The 23,304-nt window shown below is 62.2% G+C and carries 18 protein-coding genes and 1 pseudogene; all 19 read right to left on the bottom strand.

What is annotated here, in order from left to right; genetic code table 11:
- Positions 1 to 18 precede the first annotated feature (18 nt).
- Positions 19 to 816 (bottom strand): transporter substrate-binding domain-containing protein, encoded by a 798-nt coding sequence (locus PSH81_RS01845; protein WP_192298371.1) that lies wholly within the window; start codon positions 814 to 816, stop codon positions 19 to 21.
- 219 nt (positions 817 to 1,035) lie between these two features.
- Positions 1,036 to 1,836 (bottom strand): transporter substrate-binding domain-containing protein, encoded by an 801-nt coding sequence (locus PSH81_RS01840; protein ID WP_226455521.1) that lies wholly within the window; start codon positions 1,834 to 1,836, stop codon positions 1,036 to 1,038.
- 148 nt (positions 1,837 to 1,984) lie between these two features.
- Positions 1,985 to 4,593 (bottom strand): annotated as a pseudogene (mdoH, locus tag PSH81_RS01835) (glucans biosynthesis glucosyltransferase MdoH).
- A complete protein-coding gene (locus PSH81_RS01830; RefSeq protein WP_305391909.1) occupies positions 4,586 to 6,322 on the bottom strand; it encodes a glucan biosynthesis protein G in 1,737 nt (578 codons plus the stop codon). Before PSH81_RS01830 ends, mdoH begins: the two are co-directional and overlap by 8 nt.
- A 267-nt stretch (positions 6,323 to 6,589) precedes the next feature.
- On the bottom strand, positions 6,590 to 7,027 hold the full coding sequence (dtd, locus tag PSH81_RS01825) for a D-aminoacyl-tRNA deacylase (RefSeq protein WP_305391908.1): 438 nt from the start codon (positions 7,025 to 7,027) through the stop codon (positions 6,590 to 6,592).
- A complete protein-coding gene (gene pip / locus PSH81_RS01820) occupies positions 7,024 to 7,995 on the bottom strand; it encodes a prolyl aminopeptidase (RefSeq protein WP_192298376.1) in 972 nt (323 codons plus the stop codon). Before pip ends, dtd begins: the two co-directional genes overlap by 4 nt.
- 103 nt (positions 7,996 to 8,098) lie before the next feature.
- Entirely contained in the window at positions 8,099 to 9,034 is a 936-nt protein-coding gene (locus PSH81_RS01815; protein ID WP_305391907.1) for an alpha/beta hydrolase, read from the bottom strand.
- A gap of 66 nt (positions 9,035 to 9,100) precedes the next feature.
- A complete protein-coding gene (locus tag PSH81_RS01810; protein ID WP_226455518.1) occupies positions 9,101 to 10,036 on the bottom strand; it encodes a choline ABC transporter substrate-binding protein in 936 nt (311 codons plus the stop codon).
- 198 nt (positions 10,037 to 10,234) lie between these two features.
- Complete coding sequence (hutG, locus tag PSH81_RS01805) at positions 10,235 to 11,035, bottom strand: N-formylglutamate deformylase (protein ID WP_305391906.1); 801 nt, start codon at positions 11,033 to 11,035, stop codon at positions 10,235 to 10,237.
- A gap of 11 nt (positions 11,036 to 11,046) precedes the next feature.
- On the bottom strand, positions 11,047 to 12,252 hold the full coding sequence (gene hutI, locus PSH81_RS01800) for an imidazolonepropionase (RefSeq protein WP_305391905.1): 1,206 nt from the start codon (positions 12,250 to 12,252) through the stop codon (positions 11,047 to 11,049).
- A gap of 106 nt (positions 12,253 to 12,358) precedes the next feature.
- Complete coding sequence (gene hutH / locus PSH81_RS01795) at positions 12,359 to 13,891, bottom strand: histidine ammonia-lyase (protein ID WP_192298381.1); 1,533 nt, start codon at positions 13,889 to 13,891, stop codon at positions 12,359 to 12,361.
- 23 nt (positions 13,892 to 13,914) lie between these two features.
- Positions 13,915 to 15,423 (bottom strand): histidine ammonia-lyase, encoded by a 1,509-nt coding sequence (gene hutH, locus PSH81_RS01790; RefSeq protein ID WP_226455515.1) that lies wholly within the window; start codon positions 15,421 to 15,423, stop codon positions 13,915 to 13,917.
- Between the two features lie 137 nt (positions 15,424 to 15,560).
- Positions 15,561 to 16,385 carry a glycine betaine/L-proline ABC transporter ATP-binding protein gene (locus tag PSH81_RS01785; RefSeq protein WP_192298383.1) on the bottom strand — a complete coding sequence of 275 codons (825 nt, stop codon included), beginning with the start codon at positions 16,383 to 16,385 and terminating at the stop codon, positions 15,561 to 15,563.
- Positions 16,382 to 17,233: a proline/glycine betaine ABC transporter permease gene (locus tag PSH81_RS01780; RefSeq protein ID WP_305391904.1), complete on the bottom strand. Its 852-nt coding sequence runs from the start codon at positions 17,231 to 17,233 to the stop codon at positions 16,382 to 16,384. The genes PSH81_RS01785 and PSH81_RS01780 overlap by 4 nt, the downstream gene beginning before the upstream one ends.
- 72 nt (positions 17,234 to 17,305) lie before the next feature.
- Positions 17,306 to 18,271 carry an ABC transporter substrate-binding protein gene (locus PSH81_RS01775; protein ID WP_192298384.1) on the bottom strand — a complete coding sequence of 322 codons (966 nt, stop codon included), beginning with the start codon at positions 18,269 to 18,271 and terminating at the stop codon, positions 17,306 to 17,308.
- 69 nt (positions 18,272 to 18,340) lie between these two features.
- On the bottom strand, positions 18,341 to 19,789 hold the full coding sequence (locus PSH81_RS01770; protein ID WP_192298385.1) for a cytosine permease: 1,449 nt from the start codon (positions 19,787 to 19,789) through the stop codon (positions 18,341 to 18,343).
- 158 nt (positions 19,790 to 19,947) lie between these two features.
- On the bottom strand, positions 19,948 to 21,618 hold the full coding sequence (gene hutU, locus PSH81_RS01765) for a urocanate hydratase (RefSeq protein WP_124525413.1): 1,671 nt from the start codon (positions 21,616 to 21,618) through the stop codon (positions 19,948 to 19,950).
- Between the two features lie 343 nt (positions 21,619 to 21,961).
- A complete protein-coding gene (locus tag PSH81_RS01760) occupies positions 21,962 to 22,522 on the bottom strand; it encodes a HutD family protein (RefSeq protein ID WP_305391903.1) in 561 nt (186 codons plus the stop codon).
- Positions 22,519 to 23,229: a histidine utilization repressor gene (hutC, locus tag PSH81_RS01755; RefSeq protein WP_370694901.1), complete on the bottom strand. Its 711-nt coding sequence runs from the start codon at positions 23,227 to 23,229 to the stop codon at positions 22,519 to 22,521. Before hutC ends, PSH81_RS01760 begins: the two co-directional genes overlap by 4 nt.
- Positions 23,230 to 23,304: the final 75 nt, after the last annotated feature.

The raw sequence follows: 23,304 nt of genomic DNA, 5'->3' as shown, positions 1-23,304 counted from the left end.
GCGACTCGGTCTAAACCTTTATTCCATGTCCTTGAGCCACTCGGAGCTCTTGAACCACTTGTCATGGATGCGATCGTAGGTGCCGTCGTTACGGATCTGGTGCAGGAAGTTGTTGATGAAGTTGATGCTGTCGTAATCGCCTTTTTTCAGGCCAAACGCCAGGGGTTCGAAGGTGAACGGTTCTTCGAGGAACACCAGCTTGCCGTTGCCGACTTTCTTCTCGGCGACCACGTTGTACGGCGCGTCATACACAAAGGCATCAGCCTTGCCGTTGACCACGTCCAGCACGCCTTCCTGCTCGTTGTCGTAGCCGTGGTACTTGGCTTTGGAGATCAGCTTCTTGGCGACCATCTCGCCGGTGGTGCCGAGCTTGGAAGTCAGGCGGTACTTCTCGTCGTTCAGGTCTTTGTAGGACTTGATGGTGCCTTCCAGATCCTTGCGGATCAGCAGGGTCTGGCCGACCACGATGAACGGTTCGCTGAAGTTCAGGCGCAGGTTGCGCTCCTGGGTCAGGGTCATGCCGCTGCCGATCATGTCGAACTTGCCGGTCAGGAAGGCCGGGATGATGCCGTCGTAGCCGGTGGAAACCAGCTCCAGCTTGACGCCCATGGACTTGGCCAGGGCCTTGAGGATGTCGACTTCGAAGCCGATGATTTCACCGCGCTTGTCTGTCATTTCGAACGGCATGTAGGTCGGGTCCATGCCGACCTTCAGCGTGCCGCGCTTGACCGCATCGTCGATCGCGCCGGCCTGGGCCGCAGTGGCCGCGACCAGCGCGGTGACGCCAAGCAGCAGCATCGAAAGATACTTTTTCATCATCAAGTCCCCTGAACGATTCTTATGAGGTCGGCGCGCAAAAGGGCTGCACCATTTCGGGGTGCGATCCTAACCCACTCGTCTGCCGTCACAAAGGTTTCACGGGTATTTGTTGTCGGCGTATGTCGGAAATGCCCCACAAATTCCGGAAGAACCCCAGGGGCAGACACTTCAGCACCTGGATTCGGCAACTGGCGGATGTGTAAGCAGTTATGACTTTCACTCAATGTCCGCCATCCAGTCGGTACCCCTGAACCACTTGTCGTGCAGCCGATCATAGGTGCCGTCCTGGGCCACCTGATTGAGGAAATGGTTGATCCAGTTGAGGCTGTCGTAATCGCCCTTTTTCAGGCCGAACGCCAAGGGCTCGTAGGTGAAGGGCTGCTCCAGGGCCAGCAAGCTGCTGTTTTCCGGCCGGCCACTGGCGATCAGGTTGTAGGGCGCATCGTGGATAAAGGCATCGGCCTTGCCTTCCACCACCTGCCGCACGCCTTCTTCGGGCGTGGCAAAACTGCTCAGCCGCGCCGCGCCCAGAAAACGTTGCGCGGCCAATTCCCCGGTGGTGCCCTCGGTGACGGCGATACGGTAGCCGGCCTCGTCCAGTTCTTCGACACTGCCGACCTTGCCCGCCAGGCTTGGATGCAGCAGCACGGTCTGGCCGACGACGATAAAGGCGTCGCTGAAATTCAGCTTGAGATTACGCTCCTGGGTGACGGTCATGCCGCTGCCGATCAGGTCGAACTTGTTGGCCAGCAGCCCCGGCAGCAAATCGGTGTAGGGCACCGCCACCAACTCCAGCTCAACCCCCAGCGCACGACTCATCGTCTGAAGCAGGTCGATTTCGAAACCGACAATGCGTCCCTGCCGGTCAGTCATTTCAAACGGCACATAGGTAGGCGTGGTCCCGACCTTCAGCACACCGCGCCGCACCGCATCGTCCAACGCACCGGCATACAGCGGGCCACCCTCCATCAATGCGACAGCGCCTATCAGCAGTGCCGAACAATACCTTTTGAGCATGAAAATCCCCGTGGCGAATCAAATTTGCGCGGCGATGCTAACCCAGTCGCAGGCACGGCAATACGCCTCGAAGCGGGGTCTTTTGTTTCGAAATAACAAGGAGTTAGCGCTTAAAGGAAGAAGCGCGAAACGCTGTAGGACCAGCGTTTCAAATGCCCCCGGAGTGAACCTCCGGGGGCGTCTGAATCAGGCCGGTTGGGCCTGGGAGACTTGCGGTTGCAGCGGCAGCAGTGGCGCGTGAGGATCGGACTTGATCGATTGACGCCAGGCCCCCAGCCATTCGGCGTGGCCTTCGCTCCAGACCTGCTCGTGCAGGCGGGCCAGGGCGACCGGGTCGCTGAGCAACGCCACACGTTCGCCGTTGTTGAGGCCGGCCGGGCCGACTTTCAACGCATGGCGCACACGCTCGGCACGCAGGTACTCGATCGGCTCCGCTTCGCGGTGACGCGAGGTGGCCAGGGCGCAGGCCAAGGCGTTCTGCTGCGGATCGACCACGGCACGCACGAAGCCGTCGTTCAGCGCATGCCAACGGTTTTCGTGGGTGTACTTCTCGGTCGACAACAGCGCCTGCGGCGGATTGTATTCCTCAGGGATCAGGAACAGGCTCTCGTCACGGGACTTGAGGCCCAGCTTGACCCGACTGGAGATGACCGACACCGGGATCGACAGCATCAGCGAGCCGACAATCGGCACCAGCCACCACAGGAAGCTCGGGTTCAGCCAGACCACCAGCAGGGCCCACAAGAAGCCCAGCACGGTTTGCGGACCGTGGCGCTTGACCGCTTCGCTCCATGGGGTGGAGTCATCGTCACGCTGCGGCGAGTTCCAGGTTGCCGCCCAGCCGAGGAACGCGGCCAGTACGAAACGGGTGTGGAAAATCATCCGCACCGGCGCCAGCAGCATGGAGAACAGCATCTCCAGCAGCATCGACACGGTCACCTTGAACTTGCCACCGAACTCTTTCGCGCCCTTGGCCCAGATCAGGATGATGCTCAGCAGTTTCGGCAGGAACAGCAGCACGATGGTGGTCGAGAACAACGCCACCGCCTTGTCCGGATGCCATTGCGGCCACAGCGGGTACAACTGGCGCGGGGCCATGAAGTACTGCGGTTCCATCAGCGTGTTCACCGCCAGCAGCGCGGTGGACAGCACCAGGAAGAAGAACCACAACGGCGCTGACAGGTACGACATCACGCCGGTCAGGAACACCGCGCGGTGCACCGGGTGCATGCCTTTGACCAGGAACAGGCGGAAGTTCATCAGGTTGCCGTGGCACCAGCGTCGGTCACGCTTGAGTTCGTCCAGCAGGTTCGGCGGCAGTTCTTCGTAGCTGCCCGGCAGATCGTAGGCAATCCACACGCCCCAGCCGGCACGGCGCATCAGCGCAGCTTCGACGAAGTCGTGGGAGAGGATCGCACCGGCAAACGCGCCTTTACCCGGCAACGGCGCCAGGGCGCAGTGCTCGATAAACGGCTGCATGCGGATGATCGCGTTGTGACCCCAGTAGTGGGATTCACCCAATTGCCAGAAGTGCAGGCCGGCGGTGAACAGCGGGCCGTACACACGGGTGGCGAACTGCTGCATGCGCGCATACAGGGTGTCCATGCCCGACGCACGCGGCGCGGTCTGGATAATCCCGGCATCCGGCGTGGCTTCCATCAGGCGCACCAGGCTGGTCAGGCACTCGCCGCTCATCACGCTGTCGGCGTCGAGAACGACCATGTACTTGTATTCACCGCCCCAGCGACGGCAGAAGTCGTCGAGGTTGCCGCTCTTGCGTTTGACGCGACGGCGACGGCGGCGATAGAAGATCTTGCCGAAACCACCGGCTTCACGGCACACGTCGAGCCAGGCTTGCTGTTCGGCGATGCAGATGTCGGCGTCGTTACTGTCGCTGAGCACAAAGAAGTCGAAACGGTCGAGGTCGCCAGTGGCGGCCACCGATTCGAAGGTAGCGCGCAGGCCGGCGAATACCCGGGGCACGTCTTCGTTGCAGATCGGCATCACCAGCGCGGTGCGGGCGTCTTTCGGGATCGGCTCGTCACCGGCACTTTTACCGGAAATGCGGTATTTATCGTGACCGGTCAGCAGTTCCAGGAAGCCCATCAACGCGGTCCAGAAACCGGCCGAGACCCAGCAGAACAAGATCCCGAACATGATCAGGATGCTGGTTTGCAGGGCGTAAGGCAGTACCTGGGTGGCGGTTTGCAGCAGGGTCTGGTTGCGGATCTCGTCGAAGTCGACCAGCGACCAGCCCTGGTACGGCATGATGCCCTTCATGTACCAGCCGGCGACGATGGTCTGGCCGAGCATCAGCACCAACAGGATGTAACGACGGATCGAACCCACGGTACGCCAGCGCGCAGCCGGCAGCACACGCTCGTCTTTCGGCGGCTTCGGCGGGTTGGTGCGACCTGTCAGCCGGCGCCAACCTCGCACCAGGATGTTGGTGCGCCAAGGCTCCGGCACCACTTTGGTCCGACGGATCGGCGGCGTGGCTTTCAGGCACACGCGCCCTTCGGCATCGACCGCGAGCATTTCGGCGTCTTGCAGTTCTTCGGCACTGTTGAGGGTCAACCGGCGGCCGACCGACGCTTGGGCGGCGTCGGTCGGCGCGTCAAAGGTCGACGACGACAAGCGTTCGTGCAGTTCGCTGAAAGACTTGCAGCCCGCCAGTTCGGCGCGCTGCTCAGCGGTCATCGGGAGATGCGCCAGGTACTCTTGCAGAGTCTCTGGCGTGGCTTGGGAATTACTCATCGGCAGGCAACTGATAGCTCCAGGTCTCGGTCAGGACTTGTTCAGTCTTGGCCGGTTCCGGTGTGGCTGGGGCAGCTTCTGGCTGCTTGGTTTCCTTGTCTTTCGCGTCTTTCTTGGCTTGTTTCTCGTGTTGCTTGGCCAGCACTTTGTCGGCTTTGAGCACGTGGCTCGAATCCTTCTCCGGCTCAGGCTTGACGATGTCCTGCACCAGGGCCGCACGCATCTCGGTCGGCTTGCCGGCGTCCTTGATCTTCAGGCGCAGGGTCAAGCGCCAGCCTTTGGTGTGCTCGTTGTAGCGCACGCTGTTTTCGACCACTTCGGCGTTGTCGCCAACACTGACCTGGCTGCGCACCGCGGCATCCGCAGGCAGGGCCTTGAGGGACGGGCCTTCGAAGTCCACCAGATAAGCCACGCTGCCATCCGGCTGACGGATCAGGTTGGACTGTTTCACATCACCAGTGGAACGCAGGGTCTGCTTGACCCAGGCGCTGTCGGCCGGGTGCAGGGATTTTTCGTCCATGGTCCAGTGCAGACGGTAGGCGACATCCAGCGGCTGGCCGACTTCCGGCAGTTTTTCCGGGCTCCAGAACGCAACGATGTTGTCGTTGGTTTCGTCGGCGGTCGGAATCTCAACCAGGTTGACGGTGCCCTTGCCCCAATCGCCTTCAGGCTCGATCCAGGCACTTGGGCGCTTGTCGTAGTTGTCGTCGAGGTCTTCGTAGTGGCTGAAATCGCGACCACGTTGCAGCAGGCCGAAACCTTTCGGGTTCTCGACGCTGAAGTTGCTCACCGACAGGTGTTTCGGGTTGTTCAGTGGGCGCCAGATCCACTCGCCGTTGCCGGCATGGATCGACAGACCGCTGGAATCATGCAGCTCACGGCGGTAATTGAGCACTTTGGACGGCTGGTTCGCGCCGAACAGGAACATGCTGGTCAACGGGGCAACGCCCAGCTTGCTGACCTTGTCGCGCAGGTACATCTGGGATTTCACGTCGACAATGGTGTCGGTGCCCGGACGCAGGGTCAGGCGATACGCGCCGGTGGCACGCGGGGAATCCAGCAGGGCAAAGATCACCAGCTGTTTTTCACCCGGCTTCGGACGTTCGATCCAGAACTCGGTGAACCGCGGGAATTCTTCACCGGACGGCAACGCGGTGTCGATCGCCATGCCACGGGCGGACAAGCCATAGGCCTGGCCCTTGCCGACGACGCGGAAGTAGCTCGCGCCGAGCATGGTCATGATTTCGTCTTGCTTGTCGGCCTTGTTGATCGGGTACAGCACACGGAAACCGGCATAACCCAGCTGTTCGGTGGCTTTTGGATCAAGCTTCATGTCGCCGAAATCGAAACGCGTTGGGTCGTATTTGATTTCGTTGACGCTGTCGGCCGTGACTTCGTTGATTTTCACCGGTGTATCAAAGTGCATACCCTGGTGATAGAAGGACAGCTTGAACGGCGTGTTCTGGTCGGCCCACTCAGCTTTTTCGTTGCGGAAACGAATCTTCTGGTAATCGGCGAATTTCATTTCGCGGAATTCGTTCGGCAGATTGCTGCGCGGCGCTTCGTATTTCTGCCCGGCCAGCTCTTTAGCCTTGGCCGACACATCATCCAGACTGAATGCCCACAGTTGACCCGCGCCGAACAGGCAAAACAGGGCAGAGCCCGTCACCAGTGCGTTTCGTAACCGTTTGGCAGACAATTTTGGTGCATTACAGGGACTAACAATCACGAGCAACCCTCGCCGAAAACAGATCAAAAAACCAACGGCCAGCTATCTATATGCCAGGTTGGCGAGCATTGTTCCGACTCCCCTGGGTCAAAATGATTCCCCATTGGTGATCGGACAAGTCTCTACCTAAGTCAAAAATGGACCAAACAACGCTGATCCCCGTAGCGCGCGATTATCTAGTAGCCTGCGAGACAACGCATCAGGGGCGACCAAGTATTTGTAGTGAAATCCTGCGTTTTTAGGCATTAAAAGTCGTTTTTAATACATTCATGTCTGAAGCAGGAAGGTCACAGGGCCATCATTGACCAAATGCACCTGCATATCGGCGCCAAAACGCCCGGACCCCACCTTGCCATGCAATTGTTGCGCTTGTAACAGCAAATGTTCGAAAAGCGCCGCTCCCAGCGCCGGAGGGGCCGCCGTGGAGAAGCTCGGCCGCAGCCCGCTCTTGGTATCCGCCGCGAGAGTGAACTGCGACACCAGCAGCAAACCGCCGTCGATGTCCTTCAAGGACAAGTTCATCTTGCCCTCGTCATCGCTGAACACCCGATAGTTAAGCAGCTTGTGCAGGAGTTTGTCGGCGCTCTCGGGCGTATCGCCCGGCTCGACGGCCACCAGCACCAGCAACCCCTGGTCGATGGCCCCGACAACCTCGCCTGCGACCTCGACCCGGGCGCCACGCACCCGTTGCAACAGGCCCTTCATGCTTCTTCAGGCGGCAAGTCAAGCAAACGGCGCGCCATCTCGCCAGTCGCACGCACCAGCGCATCGGTGATTCCAGGCTCGGAGGCCGCATGGCCCGCCTCGCGAATCACCTGCAGCTCGCTGTTAGGCCAGGCCTGATGCAGCTCCCAGGCGTTATCCAGCGGGCAGATCATATCGTAGCGGCCGTGGATGATTACGCCAGGCAGGTGCGCGATCTTGTGCATGTCGCGGATCAGTTGGTTGGGCTCCAGGAAGGAGTTGTTGGTGAAGTAGTGGCACTCGATCCGCGCGATGGACAGCGCACGCTGCGGCTCGGAAAACCGCTCCACATGCTGCGGGCTCGGGCACAGGCCGAGCATGCGCCCTTCCCAACCGGACCAGGCCTTGGCCGCGTGCATCTGGGCGATCTGGTCGTTGCCGGTGAGGCGCTTGTGGTAGGCCGCGATCATGTCGTGGCGCTCATCGGCCGGGATCGGCGCGATGTAGTCCTGCCAGTAATCCGGGAACAAGCGGCTCGCGCCTTCCTGGTAGAACCAATGGATGTCTTGCGGGCGGGCAAGGAAAATCCCGCGCACGATCAGGCCAAGCACGCGCTCGGGGTGGGTTTGCGCATAGGCCAGGGCCAGGGTCGACCCCCAGGAGCCGCCGAACAGCACCCACTTGTCGATGCCCAGGTGTTCGCGGATGCGCTCAAGGTCGGCGACCAGGTCCCAGGTGGTGTTGTTTTCCAGGCTCGCGCGCGGCGTGGAACGCCCGCAGCCGCGCTGGTCGAAGGTGACGATGTGATAGAGGTTCGGGTCGAAATAGCAGCGGCTGTTGGCATCGCAACCCGCGCCGGGACCGCCGTGGATGAAGACGACGGGCAAACCTTCGGGGGAGCCACTTTCATCGACGTACAGAGTATGCGTGTCATCGACGGCCAGATCGTGCCGGGCGTAGGGTTTGATCTGCGGAAACCAAGTCTGCATTGCGCGCTCCGTAAGGGGTCGAGTTCATCCCTGGGGGGACGTCTATTATTTTGCCGTCTGGCACTATAAACCCGAATTGTGCAATGAGCATGTCCTTGCGCGCTTAGACCTGTGTCAGCCCTTCGCTCCTGAGGTAATGCAGCAGGTGAGTGTAGAGTTGATCCACCTCCGCCACCTGCCCACGCGCCCGCAGGCAACCGTGCACCAGGCCTTTGCCGGGATACAGGAGCGTGTTGACGCCTGCGGCCTGCAAGCGTTCGGCGTACAGCCTGCCGTCGTCGCGCAACGGGTCGAATTGGGCTACGGCGATGAAGGCCTTGGGTAAACCCCTGAATGTTTCGGCACGCAACGGCATGGCATAGGGTGAGGATTGTGCCCCGTCTGATAGATACAAGGCCAAGTAGGCGTCGGTATCAGCCGTACTCAGCAACGGCGCATCCGCGCAATCACGCCGGGACGGCAAATCCGCCGCCCCGCCCAACCCTGGGTAAATCAGCACTTGCGCCAATGGCAACGGCTGCCCGTGGTCGCGCAACCCCAGGCATAACGCCGCCGCCAGGTTGCCACCGGCACTGTCCCCCGCCACCACCAGACGCTGACGGTTGATGGCATACGGCCCCTGCCCCGCCTGGATCGCCTGCCACACGCTGCGGCAATCGTCGTACGCCGCCGGGAACGGGTATTCAGGGGCCAAGCGGTAGTCGATGGCGATCACCAGCACCTGGAGCGCACTGGCCAATTCGAAGCAGATGAAGTCGTGGGAATCCAAACCGCCGACGACCCAGCCGCCGCCGTGCATATAAAGAAGGCACGGCCAGCCGTCGGATGGGGTGGTTGGGGTGGGCAGGTAGCTGCGGATGCCGACGCCACCCAGATTGGAGTCCGCAACCGTCAGCCCCTGGGGCGGTGATGGGGTGAACGCCTGGCACATGCGGTTGTAGTTCTGGCGCAGGCCGGCCAGGGAGGTGTCGGTGTTGGTGAAAGATTCGGTCTTATCCACAAAGGCGAGCATTTGCGCAGAAATCGGGTAGTCGGCCATGCATCAGTCTCCCTGACACTTGAGAGCAAATGTGGGCGCAGGCAAGCCAGCTCCCACAGGGGGGGCTCAGGGCTTGAGGCTGGCTTGTACGGCTGCCACGCCATCCTGGCCATCAAACGCCGTGACCCCGGCCAACCAACGCTGCACATCCTCGGGATGATCGCGCAGCCACTGCCTGGCCACATCCTGCGGCGATTGGCGCTCCATGATCGGCACCATCAACTGGCTTTCCTGGGCGGCGGTGAAGGTGAGGTTCTGCAACAGGCGATTGGCATTCGGGCAGCGCTCGGCGAAGTCCGGTGCGGTGACGGTGGACACCGTGGCGCGGCCTTCGTCGGGGCCGAATACGTCTTCACTGCCGGTGAGGTAGGCCATCTGCAGGTTGATGTTCATCGGGTGCGGGGTCCAACCGACAAAGACCACGAATTCCTTGCGATTCACCGCGCGCTGCACCGCCGCCAGCATGCCCGCCTCGCCGGAAGCGACCAACTTGAAGCCGCCAAGGCCAAAGCGGTCGGTGTCGATCATTTTCTGGATGTCGGTGTTGGCGCCGCTGCCGGGCTCGATGCCGTAGATCTTGCCGCCCAGCTTATCCTTGAAACGCGAGATGTCGGCGAAGGTCTTCAGCCCGGCGTCCGCCACGTACTGCGGCACCGCCAGGGTGGCCTGGGCGTCGGCCAGGCTGGGGGTATCGAAGACCTTGACCTGCTTGGCCGCGAGGAACGGTGCGATATTGTTGTCCATCGCCGGTTTCCAGTAGCCGAGGAAAACATCCAGGCGCTTGTCGCGGATGCCGGCAAAGATGATCTGCTGTACGGCGCTGGTCTGCTTGCTGTCGTAGCCCAGGCCGTTGAGCAGCACATCGGCCATGCCGGAGGTGGCCACCACATCGGTCCAGCTGACCACGCCCATGCGGATGGTTTTGCAGGAAGCCGGCTCGGCGGCCATGGCTTGCGCACTGAGCAGTGCGGCGCCGATCAAGCTCAACAAGGTTTTTTGCATGGGGGTGGTCTCACTCGGCTGTTGTTATTGCACAACCTTACCCAGTGAGACCTGGGTGAACACGAACTGGGGCGACGGGCAGTTGCACTGGGGCGACTGTAAGGCCGTCATCGCAGGCAAGCCAGCGCCCACCTTTGACTGCATTCCAAAGGTGGAACTCGGTCAACTGTGGGAGCTGGCTTGCCTGCGACAGCGATTTCAGCCGTAACGCTGTTGCCCCCAGGCCAACAACCGTTCCAGCAACTGCTTGAGCACCACCCGCGTCGGCTCAGCCAGATCCGCCCGATACCGAAACGGCTCGACCTCTTCCATGTACGTGCACTGCCCCAACTCCAGCTGCACCGCATGAATGTCCTGCGCCGGGTTGCCGTAGTGACGGGTGATGTGCCCGCCCTTGAAGCGCCCGTTCAGCACGTGGGTGTATTGCGGATGCTCGGCGCAGATGGCTTCCAGCTGGCTGGCCAGCGCGGGGTCGCAAGCGGCGCCGTTGAAGGTGCCGAGGTTGAAGTCCGGCAGCTTGCCGTCGAACAGGTGCGGGATCACCGAGCGGATCGAGTGGGCATCGAAGAGCAAGGCGTAGCCGAACTCGGCCTTGAGCCGCGTCAGTTCGTCTTGCAGGGTCTGGTGGTACGGGCCCCAGATCTGCTCGAGATAGGTGGCGCGCTCGGCCTTGCTCGGTTCCAGGCCTTCACGGAACAGCGGCACGCCGTCGAACAGCGTCGCCGGGTACAGCCCGGTGGTGGCACCGACGTACAGCGGCTTGTCGTCGGACGGGCGGTTCAGGTCGATCACAAAGCGCGAATATTCGGCAGCCAGGGTGCTGGCGCCGAGGTCCTCGGCAAAGTCATACAGCGTCGGGATATGCCAGTCAGTGTCCGGCAGGCTTTGCGCCTCGGGGATCAGCCCGGCCGCCACCGCAGGCGTCAGGCGCAGGCCGGCGTGGGGCATGCTGATCAGCAGCGGCACGCGGCCTCGTTTGAAGTTCAGAACCTTATCCACAGCATTGCTCCTTAGACGGTGACGTCGACGCCATGGCGCACGACGCGTTTATCCAGCTCGCCGCCCAGCCAGTAAGCCAGGTCGGCCGGGCGATCAATCTGCCAGGCGACAAAGTCGGCGACCTTGCCTACTTCCAACGAACCGTGGGTATCGCCCATGCCCAGGGCGGTGGCCGCGTGCTGGGTGACGCCGGCCAGGGCTTCTTCCGGGGTCATGCGGAACAGGGTGCAGGCCATGTTCAGCATCAGGCGCACCGACAACGCCGGCGAGGTGCCGGGGTTGAGGTCGCTGGCGATGGCGATCTTCACACCGTGTTTGCGCAGGGCATCCATCGGCGGCAATTGGGTCTCCCGCAGGAAGTAGAACGCGCCCGGCAGCAACACGGCGACGGTGCCGGCGGCGGCCATGGCGATGGCGTCTGCTTCGGTCATGAATTCCAGGTGATCCGCCGACAACGCCTGGTAACGCGCCGCCAGGCTGGAACCATGCAGTGACGAGAGCTGCTCGGCATGCAGCTTGACCGGCAAGCCCAGTTGTTGCGCGACCTTGAACACGCGCTCCACCTGCTCGGTGGAAAACGCCAGGTATTCGCAGAACGCATCCACCGCGTCAACCAGCCCTTCCGCCGCCAGGGCCGGCAGCATTTCGCCGCAGATGTGCTCGATGTAGTCGTCGGCGCGGTCCTTGTACTCCGGCGGCAACGCATGGGCCGCCAGGCAGGTGGCACGCACGCTGACCGGCAGTGCCTCGCCGAGGCGACGGGCCACCCGCAGCATCTTGCGTTCATTGGCCAGGTCCAGGCCGTAGCCGGACTTGATCTCCACCGTGGTCACACCGTCGCGCAACAAACTGCGCAGGCGTTTGTGGCTGCTGTCGAACAGCTCATCTTCGCTGGCGGCACGGGTGGCGCGCACGGTGCTGGCAATACCGCCACCCTTGGCGGCGATCTCGGCGTAACTCACGCCTTCAAGGCGCTGCTCGAATTCGCCGCTGCGATTGCCGCCGAACACCGTGTGGGTGTGGCAGTCGATCAACCCGGGGGTCACCCAGGCGCCTTGCAGGTCATGGATAGCGCTGTAGTCCGCTGCGGGCACGTCGCTGCGTGGGCCGATCCATTCAATCAGCGATCCTGCCGTGACCAGAGCCCCATCCTCGATGATCGAGTATTTGCCGTGGGCCAGGGTCGCAATGTGGCAGTGTTGCCATAGCGTTTTCATCAACGCCTCCGTCAGTGGTCGGTGAAACTCATCCCTGTGGGAGCTGGCTTGCCATCGCCAGTGCTGCCGTGTTGCAGCCACGCTGGGGCTCGACAGCTCCCACACATTACAGGCTCGGCAGCAACTGGGCCGGCAGCAGCTCGTTGAGGCAGCGGCTGGCGAGCAGTTCGCTGGCGGCGATGATGTCCGGCGCGAAAAAGCGGTCCTTATCGTAGAACGCCACTTTGCTGCGCAGGATGCCACGCGCCTGTTCCAGCTTCGGCGAGGTTTTCAGGCCTTCGCGCAGGTCCAGGCCCTGGCATGCGGCCAACCACTCCACGGCCAGGATGCCACGGGTGTTCTCGGCCATTTCCCACAGACGCTTGCCGGCAGCCGGGGCCATGGATACGTGGTCTTCCTGGTTGGCGGAGGTCGGCAGGCTGTCGACGCTGTGGGGATGGGCCAGTGCCTTGTTTTCGCTGGCGAGTGCGGCGGCAGTCACCTGGGCGATCATGAAGCCGGAGTTGACCCCGCCATTGCCGACCAGGAACGGCGGCAGTTGGGACATGTGCTTGTCCATCATCAACGAGATGCGGCGCTCACTGAGGGAGCCGATTTCAGCGATGGCCAGCGCCATGTTATCGGCGGCCATGGCCACCGGCTCGGCGTGGAAGTTACCGCCGGAAATCACGTCGCCTTCGGCGGCGAACACCAGCGGGTTATCCGACACGGCATTGGCTTCCACCACGAGCACTTCGGCTGCCTGGCGCAACTGGGTCAGGCAGGCGCCCATGACTTGCGGCTGGCAGCGCAGGGAGTACGGGTCCTGGACCTTGTCGCAGTTCTGGTGCGACTGCGACACCTGGCTGCTTTCGCCCAGCAGGTCGCGATAGGCCGCGGCCGCATCGATCTGCCCCCGCTGGCCACGCGCCGCGTGGATACGTGGGTCGAACGGCGAGCGCGAACCCAGCACCGCTTCCACGGTAAGGCCGCCGCAGGCGAGTGCGCCGGCAAACAGGTCTTCGCCTTCGAACAGGCCGCGCAGGGCATACGCGGTAGACACCTGGGTGCCGTTGAGCAGCGCCAGGCCTTCTTTGGCGGCGAGGGTCAACGGGGTCAGACCGGCGACTTTGAGCGCGTCGCTGGCTTGCAGCCATTCGCCCTTGTAGCGCGCCTTGCCTTCGCCCAGCAGCACCAGGGACATGTGCGCCAACGGCGCCAGGTCGCCGGAAGCCCCCACCGAGCCTTTCAACGGAATGTGCGGATACACCTCGGCGTTGATCAGCGCGATCAACGCGTCGATCACCTGGCGACGAATCCCGGAGAAGCCCCGGCTGAGGCTGTTGACCTTGAGCACCATGACCAGCCGCACCAGCGCATCGCTGATCGGCTCGCCCACACCGGCGGCATGGGACAGCACCAGGGACCGCTGGAGGTTTTCCAGGTCTTCACTGGCGATACGGGTCGATGCCAGCAGGCCGAAACCGGTGTTGATACCGTAGGCGGTGCGGTTCTCGGCGAGAATCTGCTCGACACACGCCACGCTGGCTTCGATCTGCGCCGAGGCGCTGTTATCCAGGCTGAGGGTCACCGGCTGCTGGTAGATGGCCCGCAGTTGGGCAAGGCTCAGTTGGCCGGGGATCAGGTTTAGCGCAGTCACATTCCTACTCCTTTGAATTGTTTTTAGTGCAAATCGGGTAATGCGGTGTCTTTGAGCAACTGGGCGGCAGCGGCAATATCCGGCGCCAGCCAGCGATCCTGCTCATAGGCTGGGACGACTTCACGCAGCAAGCGCCAGGCGCGGTCGGTGCCGGCGCCGAAGCGCCGGTCCTTGAGGAATTCAAACGCCTGGGCCGCCAGCAGGTACTCGATGGCAAGGATCTGGGTGACGTTGGCCAGCACCTGGTGCAGCTTGAGTGCGGCGTTGGTGCCCATGCTCAAGTGGTCTTCCTGCAGGCCCGAGGTGACGAAATTGTCGAGCACCGCCGGTTGCGCCAGCTGGCGGTTCTGCCCGCACAGGGACGCGGCGACGTACTGCACGATCATCATCCCGGAATTGACCCCGGGGTTACTGACGAGAAACGCCGGCAAGCCGCTGACATGGGGGTTGATCAGGCGGTCCAGGCGACGCTCGGCCACCGAGCCGATCTCGGCCATGGCGATGGCGAGCATATCCGCCGCCAGCGCGACCGACTGACCGTGGGGGTTGGCCTGGGATACGACGCGGTAATTCTCCGGCGTGCCGAGCAGCAGCGGGTTGTCGGTGGCACTGTTGAGTTCGGTTTCGATCTGGCGCGTGGCGTGCTCGACTTGATCGCGGGCGGCGCCGTGGATCTGCGGGATCGAGCGGATGCTCAACGCGTCCTGGGTGCGCAGGCCTTTGCTGCTGGCGATCACTTCACTGCCGTCGAGCAACGCGCGCAAATTGCTGCCGACGTGCTGCATGCCGGGGTGCGGCTTGAGGGCGATGATGTGCTCATCGAACGCGTCGATCTGGCCGCGCAGAGCCTCGAAACTCATGGCGCCGATGACGTCGGCCCATTGCAGTAAATGGTGCGCATCAGCCAGGGCCAGGCAGCTCAGGCCGGTCATGCACGGCGTGCCGTTGACCAGGCACAGGCCGTCCTTGGCGCCCAGCACCACCGGCTGCAAGCCTTCGGCGCTCAGGGCCTGTTGCGCCGGAACGATCTGCCCGCGATAGCTCACCGTGCCGACACCCAGCAGCGCCACGCCGACATGGGCCATATGGGTCAGGTAACCCACCGAACCCTGGGACGGCACTTGCGGCGTGATGCCGTGGTTGAGCAGTGCCAGCAACGCGTGCACCACCTGCGGGTGCAGGCCGGATTTGCCCTGGCTGTAATTGATGATGGCGGCGCAGATGATCGCGCGGGTCTGCTCGTCGCTGAGCACCGGGCCGACGCCGCAGGCGTGGCTGAGCAGGGTGTTGCGAGACAGCTGGCTGAGTTGCTCGCCGGCGAGCGAGACATTGCACAACGCGCCCAGGCCGGTGTTCACCCCGTAGGCACGCTCGCCGCTGGTGACGATGCGCTGCACGATGGCTTGGGCGTTGTCGATGCGTGCCCAGGCCTGGCCGGAGAGTTCGAGGACCGCACCGTGGCGGGCGACGGCGACCACGTCCTGCCAGTGCAATGGCGTATCCGCGATAGTGATTTTTGTTGGCTGGGACATCTTCATACCTTCGTTGATTCTTGTGCAGCGTTGCCGACGTCTTCGCGAGCAAGCCCGCTCCCACAGGGGGAATGCATTCCAAGTGTGGGAGCGGGCTTGCCCGCGAAGAGGCCAGCAGCCGCACCGCATTTCTTGGCTCAGACCACCGCCGCCCGCCGCTGAACAAATCGGTCCACATACTCATCCGCCGGCGAATGCAGGATCTCCCGTGGCGTGCCGACCTGGATCAGCCTGCCGTCCTTGAGGATCGCAATGCGGTTGCCGATGCGCACAGCCTCGTCGAGGTCGTGGGTGATAAACACGATGGTTTTGTGCAGGGTCTTTTGCAGCTCCAGCAACTGATCCTGCATCTCGGCGCGGATCAGCGGGTCGAGGGCGCTGAACGCTTCGTCCATCAGGATGATGTCGGTGTCGGCCGCCAATGCGCGGGCCAGGCCGACGCGCTGGCGCATGCCGCCGGAGAGCTGGTGCGGGTATTTGTTTTCATAGCCCTTCAGGCCCACGGTCTCGATCCAGTGCAGGGCGCGATCAACGCAGACCTGCTTGCTTTCGCCACGCACTTTCAGGCCGTAGGCAACGTTGTCGAGCACGCTCTTGTGGGGCAGCAGGCCGAAGCTCTGGAACACCATGCTGATCTTGTGGCGACGGAATTGACGCAGGGCGTCCATGTCCAGTTGCAGGATGTCTTCGCCGTCCACCAGGATCGCGCCGCTGGTGGGGTCGATCAGGCGGTTGAAGTGGCGCACCAGGGTGGATTTGCCGGAGCCCGACAGGCCCATGATCACGAAGATCTCGCCGGTGCCGATGCTCAGGGACAAGTCGTTCACGCCGACCACGCAGCCGGTTTCGGCCAGCACCTGGTCCTTGGTCTTGCCCTGGCTGATCAACGACAGCGCCTCCTTGTCACGGGCGCCGAAGATCTTGAAGACGTTTTTAACTTCGATTTTGCTGACAGTAGTCATTTGCTCGCCTCATGCCGTGGACGACCATAGGCCTGGGTAATGCGGTCGATGACCACTGCGAGAATCACGATCGCCAGGCCGGCTTCAAGGCCACGCCCGACGTTGAGGGTCTGGATGCCGACGAGTACGTCTTCACCCAAGCCACGGGCACCGATCATCGAGGCGATCACCACCATCGACAGGGCCATCATGGTGGTCTGGTTGATCCCGGCCATGATGCTAGGCAGCGCCAGCGGCAGTTGCACGCCGAACAGTTGCTGCCAGCGGTTGGCACCAAAAGCGTTGATGGCTTCCATGACTTCGCCGTCGACCTGGCGGATGCCCAGATCGGTCAGGCGGATCAGCGGTGGCGCGGCGTAGATCACCGTGGCGAAAATCGCCGGGACCTTGCCCAGGCCGAACAGCATCAGTACCGGGATCAAGTACACGAAGCTGGGCATGGTCTGCATGATGTCCAGCAGTGGCATCAGCACCGAACGCAGGCGATTGCTGCGTGCCGAGAGGATGCCCAGCGGAATGCCGATCAGCACCGAGATCACCGTGGCGACCATCATCAGCGCGAGGGTCTGCATCAGCTTGTCCCACAGGCCGACCGCCCCCACCAGAAACAGCAAACCGACGATCACCGCCGTGGTCACGACCTTGCGCGTGGCGTGCCAGGCGACAGCGCCGACGATGGCCAGCATCAGCCACCAGGGCGCCGTGCGCAGCAGCCCTTCCAGGTTGACGATGGCCCACAACAGGGTGTCGGAGATGTGCCGGAACACATCGCCGTAGTTGGTGACCAGTGAGTCCACCCAACCGTTGACCCAGTCGGCGATGGAAAACGTAAAACTCTCAGGAAACATAGCGTGCTCTCGATCCAATGGGTTGTAGCCAGGCGCCCGGCTGACCTCTCAGGGTAGCCGGGCACGCTTGACCTACAAGGCCGCGTCGATTTTCTTGGCTGCGTCTTCACTCACCCAGGCGTGCCAGACTTCAGGATGTTCCTTGAGGAAGATCTTCGCCAGTTTCGGCGACTCAATTCGTTCCTTGGCCATGCGCCCCAGGTTCTGGTTCAGCAGGTCGATTGGCAGGTTGACCTTTTCCAGCACGGCCACCAGTTCCGGGGCCTGCTCGTGGAAGGTCTTGGACAGGCCGACCTTGATGCTCACGCTTTTATCCACGCCGGGTTTTTCTTCCAGCTTGACCAGATCGACCTGGCCCATCAGCGGCGTTGGCGACCAGTAGTAGAACAGGATCGGCTCGCCACGCTTGTAGCTCGACAACACCGCCGCATCCAGCGCCGGGCCGGTACCCGGGCGGAAGTTGGTGTAGGTGCTTTCCAGGCCGTAGCTCTTGAGCATTTCGCTGTTGTCCAGCTCACAGGTCCAACCGGCCGGGCAGTTGTAGAAACGGCCTTTGGACGGTTCTTCCTGGTCCTTGAACACGGCGGCGTACTTGGCCAGGTCGGCGATGTTTTTCAGGCCCGGGGCCTTGGCTTCCAGCTTGCGCTTGGCGTCGCCTTCAATCACGTAGCGCGGCACGTACCAGCCTTCGATAGCCCCCACCACCGGGGCGCCGACGCCGACGACTTTGCCGGCCTTCTCGGCCTTGTTCCAGACTTCGCTGCGGCCCACCCATTCTTCGGCAAACACTTGGATGTCGTTGCTGCTCAGGGCGTTTTCCATGGTGATGGAGTTGCCTGGCAGGCTGTCGGTTTTGCAGTCGTAGCCTTTTTCCAGCACGGTTTGCAGGATGTCGGTTAGCAACATGCCGCTTTCCCAGTTCAGCCCGGCGAACTTCACCGGCTTGCCAGACTCGCACCAGCCGGCTGCCTGGGCACCGGCTGATGCCAGCACGCCAGCAGAGAACAAGGTGGCCAACAGGGTCTTATGCATTTTCATTGTTGTGACGCTCCCAATCTTGAAATGGATTACGGCAGTCAGTAGGCATCCAGCCATGTCCACGTCCCATCAGGCTTGTGCAACCAGCCCGTTTGTCGTCGTTGGTGCAGCGCCCTGCTCTACCGGCAGGATCAATTGATCGGGCACGCTGCCGTGCCATTTTTTCGCACACACGTAATACAGGGCGGCGGGCAGTACCAGGCCGATGATCCAGGAAATATCCACGTCACCCAGGGCGGCCACCAGGGGGCCGGTGTAGAACTTGGTGGAGATGAACGGCAACTGCACCAGCACACCGAACACATAGACGCTGATACCCAGCAGGTTCCAGCGACCGTAGCGGCCATTGGGGTCGGCCAGCGCCGGCACGTCATAGCGCTCGCGGGTGATGCAGTAGTAGTCCACCAGGTTGATCGCGCTCCAGGGCGTGAAGAACGCCAGCAGGAACAAGATGAACGACTTGAACGCGCCGAGGAACGAGTGCTGGCCGAGCAGTGCGATCAGGGTCGCCGTACCCACGATGGCCAGCACAAACACCAGGCGCTGCAGGCGCGTGACCTCCAGGCGACCACGAAAGCCGCTGATGATGGTCGCGATGCACATGAAGCTGCCGTAGGAGTTCAGCGTGGAGATGGTCACCTTGCCGAACGCGATGCTGAAGTACAACAGCGCAGCCGTGGCACCCGTGCCGCTCAAGCCGACAATGTAGGCCACTTCATGCCCGGCGAACTGGCCGTTGGACATGGCGGCGGCAAACACGCCGAGGATCATCGCCACCTGGGCGCCGATCACCGAACCTGCGCCAGCGGCGAGGAAGGTTTTCACCGACGACGTGCGGCTTGGCAGGTAACGCGAGTAGTCCGCCACGTAAGGGCCGAAGGCGATTTGCCAGGACGCCGCGAGCGACACCGCGAGCAAAAAGCTGCTCCAGCTGAAGTGACGGATTTGCAGGAGTGCACCCACGTCCGTCTGGCCCATCAGGCGGCTGAACAGATAAACAAAGGCGATCACCCCAATGACGCTGGCGACGCGGCCGATGAAGTGAATCACCCGGTAACCGAGCACCGTGACCAGCACGATGACACTGGCGAAGATCAGGATGCCGACGCTGTCGCTGACGCCAAACAACTGGCCCAGCGCCTGGCCGGACAGCACGGTGCCGGTGGCGGTGAACCCGAGGTACATCAGGCACACCAGCACAATCGGAATCGCCGCGCCGTACACCCCGAACTGCACCCGGCTGGAGATCATCTGCGGCAGGCCCAACTTGGGCCCTTGCGCCGCATGCAACGCCATCACGCCACCGCCGATCAGTTGGCCGATCAACAGACCGATCAACGACCAGAACACATCACCGCCCAGCACCACGGCCAGGGCCCCGGTGACAATCGCGGTGATCTGCAGGTTGGCCCCCATCCACAGGGTGAATTGGCTGAACAGACGACCGTGTCTTTCCGCTTCCGGGATGTAGTCGATCGAACGTTTCTCGATCAACGGGGTGGTGTCATTTGCAGCCATGTCGGTTCAACCTCTGGTGGATTGTTATCTAGATCAGCGCAGATCAAATGTGGGAGCGGGCTTGCTCGCGAATACGGTGGGTCGGCTACAGATGCATTGACTGAAAGTCCGCTTTCGCGAGCAAGCCCGCTCCCACAAAAGCCCGCTCCCACATTGGGTTACTTGATCATCGGAAGATTGAGGCCCTGCTCTTTGGCGCAGTCGATCGCGATCTGGTAACCGGCATCGGCGTGACGCATCACTCCGGTCGCCGGGTCGTTGTGCAGCACGCGGGCAATCCGCTCGGCCGCTTCGTCGGTGCCGTCGCAGACGATCACCATGCCGGAGTGCTGGGAGAAGCCCATGCCCACACCGCCGCCGTGGTGCAGCGAAACCCAGGTCGCGCCGCTGGCGGTATTGAGCAAGGCGTTGAGCAGTGGCCAGTCGGACACAGCGTCGGAACCGTCCTGCATGGCTTCGGTTTCACGGTTCGGGCTGGACACCGAGCCGGAGTCGAGGTGGTCACGGCCGATCACCACCGGCGCCGACAGCTCGCCGCTGCGTACCATTTCGTTGAACGCCAGGCCGAGTTTGGCGCGCTGGCCCAGGCCAACCCAGCAGATGCGCGCCGGCAGCCCCTGGAAGCTGATGCGCTCGCGGGCCATGTCCAGCCAGTTGTGCAGGTGGGCGTCGTCGGGGATCAGCTCTTTGACTTTGGCGTCGGTCTTGTAGATGTCCTGCGGGTCGCCGGACAGGGCCGCCCAGCGGAACGGGCCGATGCCACGGCAGAACAGTGGGCGGATGTAGGCCGGGACGAAGCCAGGGAAGTCGAAGGCATTTTCCACGCCTTCTTCCTGGGCCATCTGACGGATATTGTTGCCGTAGTCGAAGGTCGGAATGCCTTGTTTCTGGAAGTCCAGCATGGCTTTGACATGCACGGCCATCGACTGTTTGGCGGCCTTGATCACGGCGGCCGGTTCGGTCTTGGCGCGGGCGCGGTATTCGTCCCATGTCCAGCCGGCGGGCAGGTAGCCGTTGAGTGGGTCGTGGGCGCTGGTCTGGTCGGTGACCATGTCCGGGCGTACGCCGCGCTTGACCAGTTCCGGCAGGATTTCGGCGGCATTGCCCAGCAGCGCGATGGAGATCGCCTTGCCTTCCTTGGTGTATTTGGCAATGCGCGCCAGGGCGTCATCGAGGTCGGTGGCTTGCTCGTCGACGTAGCGGCTGGCCAGGCGGAAATCGATGCTGACCTGCTGGCACTCGATGTTCAGCGAGCACGCGCCGGCCAGGGTAGCCGCCAGCGGTTGTGCACCGCCCATGCCACCGAGGCCGGCGGTGAGCACCCAGCGGCCGGTCAGGTCGCTGTTGTAATGCTGGCGCCCGGCCTCGACGAAGGTTTCGTAGGTGCCCTGGACGATGCCCTGGCTGCCGATGTAGATCCAGCTGCCGGCGGTCATCTGGCCGTACATGGCCAGGCCCTTGGCATCCAGTTCGTTGAAGTGTTCCCAGCTGGCCCAGTGCGGCACCAGGTTGGAGTTGGCGATCAGTACGCGCGGGGCGTTGCTGTGGGTCTTGAACACGCCGACCGGCTTGCCGGATTGCACCAGCAGGGTTTCGTCGTCGTTCAGGTTGGTGAGGCTTTCGACGATCTGGTCGTAGCACTCCCAGTTGCGCGCCGCACGGCCAATGCCACCGTACACCACCAGTTCTTTCGGGTTCTCGGCCACTTGTGGGTCGAGGTTGTTCATCAGCATGCGCAGCGGCGCTTCAGTCAGCCAGCTTTTGGCGGTGAGCTTGTTACCGTGGGCGGCGCGGATTTCTACGTCACGGTATTTAGTAGGCTTGGTCACAACAAGAACTCCTCAGCGATCGATGCGCATACCTGATTGGTGCGAAGCGGACTCTTACGCACACATCTTTACTTGTACATACAAGCATATGCAATCGAGCGGCCAACTTGCTGAGGGAGCTGTTGAGAATTTTTTGGAAAGAGCGTGCGAGCCTTGGAAATTAAGGCTTCCGCGTTGGATGAAATTTCTTACGGGGGAGTTTTGTGGCGGGGGATAGTTGTCTTGCCCGCATGGCTTTGCGCCATGCTGGGGCGTTCGGTAACAAGTTGGTGCGCCGGTTGGAAACAGATCGAATGAACAGCGGGAAACAAATGTGGGAGCTGGCTTGCCTGCTCCCACACTTTTAACCGCGTGCGGTCAGTTCGATGATGCAGCTGCGGCCGCTGACGGCGATGTCCAGCAGGCCGGCGTTACCGTCGATTTGCAGGCAATCGTGATGGCCTAGCTTGTGATCCAGCACCTTCACTTCATCAGCGACACTGAACACCAGCACCGTCTGCGCCGTGCTGAAAAACCGCTGCTCGCCGTCGATCCACTGCAACCGCGCGTGATAACGCTGTGGCGAATAGATCAGGTTGAAATCGCGGATCGGCCCGGTGATCAGGCGGCATGACACCTGGCTGTCACCCTTGAACGCAAACGCCTGCAGCGGCAACAAGCCACGCTGCTCCTCGCCATCGACGGTCAACACCATGCCAGCGCCCTGGATCACGGTAATCACGCGCTGGTAACCGGCGAAGGTGGAAAAGCCGCCCGACTCGCCAATATCGGCAATCGACAGGCGCCAGCCAAAACCGTCCAGGCCCTGGCCCGCATCACGGGTGATTTCTTCGGTGCTGCCGCCGCCGTTCTTCCACGGCATGCGCACGTAATCGGCGGCGCGCCAGACTTTGACTGCAGTCATTTGCTGAAACGTCCTTCGAGACTGTGGCGCGAGCCGGGGTGGATCAAACGTGCGGCGGTCACCGGCTGGCGGCCCGACCAGGTGCGGCGACGAATCAACAGGCAGGGTTCGCCGGGTTCGATTTGCAGCAACTTGCACTCGGAGGCGTCGGCAAGGATCGCCTCGACCACATGCTCGCCTTCGGTCAACGGTGCGACCTGGTTCAGATAGGCGTAGGGGGTTTGTTGGGTGAAATCCTGTTGCAGGTATTCCGGCGCTACCAGGGCATTGACGAAACGGTCTTCGATTTGCACCGGAATATCGTTTTCGAAGTGCACGATCAACGAGTGGAACACCCGCCCGCCTTCGCGCATTTCCAAGGCGACGGCGCGCTCGGAACCGGCGGCCTCTTCGCCCAGGTGGATGACCTGGCAGGTGTGCCGGTGACCGCGGGAGGCGATCTCGTCGGCAATGTTGTGCACTTCAAACAGCGCTGACTGACTCTTGGGTTCGGCGACGAACGTACCGACGCCTTGCATTCGCACCAGCAACCCTTCGGCGGTGAGCTCACGCAGGGCGCGGTTGATGGTCATGCGGCTGAAGCCCAGCTCGCTGACCAGTTCGCTCTCCGACGGCACGCGGTAATGGGGCGGCCAATTGCCGTTGAGGATCTGCTGGCTGATCATCTGTTTGACGCGGGCATACAAGGGCGCCGGACTTTCGTCCATGTGGGCAGCCAGCGAAGAGTTGGCGGGCGGAGTCGGCACAGGGAATCCTTGCAGGTGGAAAAGATGCATAGATTG

Origin of the sequence: Pseudomonas sp. FP2335 (genome assembly GCF_030687535.1) — a bacterium.
GTDB lineage: Bacteria > Pseudomonadota > Gammaproteobacteria > Pseudomonadales > Pseudomonadaceae > Aquipseudomonas.
This window is presented reverse-complemented; position numbering and strand designations above follow the sequence as displayed.

Excerpts from the sequence above, each read along its gene's own strand:
- PSH81_RS01845 (WP_192298371.1), bottom strand. The coding sequence starts at position 816 with ATGAAAAAGTATCTTTCGATGCTGCTGCTTGGCGTCACCGCGCTGGTC.
- PSH81_RS01840 (WP_226455521.1), bottom strand. The coding sequence starts at position 1,836 with ATGCTCAAAAGGTATTGTTCGGCACTGCTGATAGGCGCTGTCGCATTG.
- dtd (WP_305391908.1), bottom strand. The coding sequence starts at position 7,027 with ATGAAGGGCCTGTTGCAACGGGTGCGTGGCGCCCGGGTCGAGGTCGCA.
- pip (WP_192298376.1), bottom strand. The coding sequence starts at position 7,995 with ATGCAGACTTGGTTTCCGCAGATCAAACCCTACGCCCGGCACGATCTG.
- PSH81_RS01815 (WP_305391907.1), bottom strand. The coding sequence starts at position 9,034 with ATGGCCGACTACCCGATTTCTGCGCAAATGCTCGCCTTTGTGGATAAG.
- PSH81_RS01810 (WP_226455518.1), bottom strand. The coding sequence starts at position 10,036 with ATGCAAAAAACCTTGTTGAGCTTGATCGGCGCCGCACTGCTCAGTGCG.
- hutI (WP_305391905.1), bottom strand. The coding sequence starts at position 12,252 with ATGAAAACGCTATGGCAACACTGCCACATTGCGACCCTGGCCCACGGC.
- hutH (WP_226455515.1), bottom strand. The coding sequence starts at position 15,423 with ATGTCCCAGCCAACAAAAATCACTATCGCGGATACGCCATTGCACTGG.
- PSH81_RS01785 (WP_192298383.1), bottom strand. The coding sequence starts at position 16,385 with ATGACTACTGTCAGCAAAATCGAAGTTAAAAACGTCTTCAAGATCTTC.
- PSH81_RS01780 (WP_305391904.1), bottom strand. The coding sequence starts at position 17,233 with ATGTTTCCTGAGAGTTTTACGTTTTCCATCGCCGACTGGGTCAACGGT.
- PSH81_RS01775 (WP_192298384.1), bottom strand. The coding sequence starts at position 18,271 with ATGAAAATGCATAAGACCCTGTTGGCCACCTTGTTCTCTGCTGGCGTG.
- PSH81_RS01770 (WP_192298385.1), bottom strand. The coding sequence starts at position 19,789 with ATGGCTGCAAATGACACCACCCCGTTGATCGAGAAACGTTCGATCGAC.
- PSH81_RS01760 (WP_305391903.1), bottom strand. The coding sequence starts at position 22,522 with ATGACTGCAGTCAAAGTCTGGCGCGCCGCCGATTACGTGCGCATGCCG.
- hutC (WP_370694901.1), bottom strand. The coding sequence starts at position 23,229 with ATGGACGAAAGTCCGGCGCCCTTGTATGCCCGCGTCAAACAGATGATC.